A 2059-nucleotide genomic window follows, 5' to 3' on the forward strand; every position below is an offset into this window, starting at 1 on the left:
CAGGCCAGCCTGGAACTGCACGGAATTGATGCTCATGACGCCACCTCGTCGCCTTCAGGTGGCCGTATGCTCGGCGGTGGGCGACGCACATCCTGCGACTGGCGGCTGAGGGTCGGGGCTAATCAGGTTTCCTTTTGCCGGGCGCGGCGCGCCGCGGCGGGCTACTTGACCTGGCGCTTGCCCAGCTTGCGCGCCAGGGTGCGCCGGTGCATGCCCAGCCGGCGCGCGGCCTCGGACACGTTGAAGCCGGTCTCGGCCAGCACCTCGTGGATGCGCTCCCACTCCAGGGTCTTGATCGAGGTCGGGCGCTCGCCGAGGGTGACGTCCACCTTGCCCTCGGCGCGGCCGAAGGCGGCCTCGATGTCGTCGGTGTTGGACGGCTTGGCCAGGTAGTGGCAGGCGCCCAGCTTGATGGCCTCCACCGCGGTGGCGATCGAGGCGTAGCCGGTGAGCACCACGATCAGCATCTTCGGGTCGTGCCGGTGCAGGGCCTGCACGCAGGCCAGGCCGGAGCTGCCGTGGGCCAGCTTCAGGTCCACCACGGCATAGCCGGGGGCGAAGCCGCCGGCCAGCACCTCCTCGACGCCGGCCTGGGAGGTGGCGTGGCGCACCTCGTAGCCGCGGCGCTCGAACGAACGGATCAGGGTGCGGGCGAAGGCCGCGTCGTCCTCGACGACCAGCAGCCGGCGGGGGGTGGGGGGCTCAGTCATGGTCCGACTCCAGGTGCGTCCTCCTGCAGGGCCAGCGAGGACAGGGGAAGTTCCAGCACCACCTCGGCGCCGCGCTCCAGGTTGGCCGCGCGGATGCTGCCGCCGAGGCTGCGGGCGACGTTGACCGAAAGGAACAGGCCGAGGCCGCCACCGGGGCGGCCCTTGGTCGAGTTGTAGGGCTTGCCGAAGCGCGCCAGGGTCTCCTCGGCGAAGCCCGGGCCGGCGTCGCGCACGGCCAAGCGCAGGTGGCCGGGATCGTCCGCCGCTTCGCCGGGCCGTCGCACCACCTCCAGGCCGACCCAGTCCGGCGAGGCCTCCAGGGCGTTGTCCAGGATGTTGCCGATCATCTGCTTGAGCCCGGAGTCGGAGACGATCGCCAGCTCCGGGCCGAGCTCGCGGTGGTAGTCCAGATGCCTGACCGGACGGGTCTGGCGCCATTCCGCCACCAGCCCGTCGAGGAAGGCGGACAGGGTGGTGGCCTGCGGCGCCTCGCCGCGGGCGTCGCCGGCCGACATCAGGATGCCGCTGACGATGCCCTTGCAGCGCTGCAGCTGGGCCTGCATCTCGTCCAGGTCGGCGCGCAGCTCGGGGTTGGCGGCCACTTCGGGCATGCGCCGCCAGTCGCCCAGGATGACCGACAACGTGGCCAGCGGCGTGCCCAGCTCGTGCGCCGCGCCGGAGGCCAGCAGGCCCATTCGCACGATGTGCTCCTCCTCAGCGGCCTGTTGGCGCAGCGCCGCCAGGCGTGCGTCGCGGTCGCGCAGGATGCGGCCGATGCGGGTGAGGAACATGCAGGTGAGCACGGCGCTGAGCAGGAAGCAGACCAGGGCGCCCTGGATGTAGGGGTCGGCCACCCCGTGCTCGGGGTGGGCGGTGATGGTCACCGGGCCGGGGAACAGCACCAGGGCTAGCACGCCGCCGGCCGCCGCCGCGGTCACCGCCCAGGCCGCGCCCGTGCGCAGCAGCACCGCGCCCAGCGCGACCTGCAGCAGGTAGAGGAACACGAACGGGTTGCCGAGCCCGCCGCCCAGGTACAGCTGCAGGGTGAGGGCGGCCACGTCCACCAGCAGCGCCGCCAGCAGCGCCGGGCCGCCGGGGTCCTGGCGGCGGCGCCAGTACAGTTGCGAGGCCAGGTTGAACAGGGCCAGCCCGGCCACCACCGCCAGCATGGGCGCCAGCGGCAGGCCGATGTCCAGGACGAAGCGGGCGTAGGCGATGGCCGCGACCTGGCCGATCGCGGCGATCCAGCGCAGCTGCACCAGCTGCAGCATGTAGCGCGCGCCCCCGCCCGCAGCCCCGAACCCGGTGGCGGCGGGCTGGGGGGACGCGGCCGGCGGCCGCTGCGGCAT

General features: G+C 73.1%; 2 protein-coding genes. Both read right to left on the reverse strand.

The window, feature by feature from the left end; translation table 11 throughout:
- Positions 1-161: 161 nt before the first annotated feature.
- The gene (locus tag CR938_RS14165) at positions 162-710 is read right to left on the reverse strand and encodes a response regulator transcription factor (protein ID WP_162125601.1); all 549 of its coding nucleotides are present in this window, start codon (positions 708-710) and stop codon (positions 162-164) included.
- Complete coding sequence (locus tag CR938_RS14170) at positions 707-2059, reverse strand: ATP-binding protein (RefSeq protein ID WP_162125602.1); 1353 nt, start codon at positions 2057-2059, stop codon at positions 707-709. Before CR938_RS14170 ends, CR938_RS14165 begins: the two co-directional genes overlap by 4 nt.

Origin of the sequence: Pseudoxanthomonas taiwanensis (assembly GCF_010093135.1) — a bacterium.
Classification (GTDB): domain Bacteria; phylum Pseudomonadota; class Gammaproteobacteria; order Xanthomonadales; family Xanthomonadaceae; genus Pseudoxanthomonas; species Pseudoxanthomonas taiwanensis.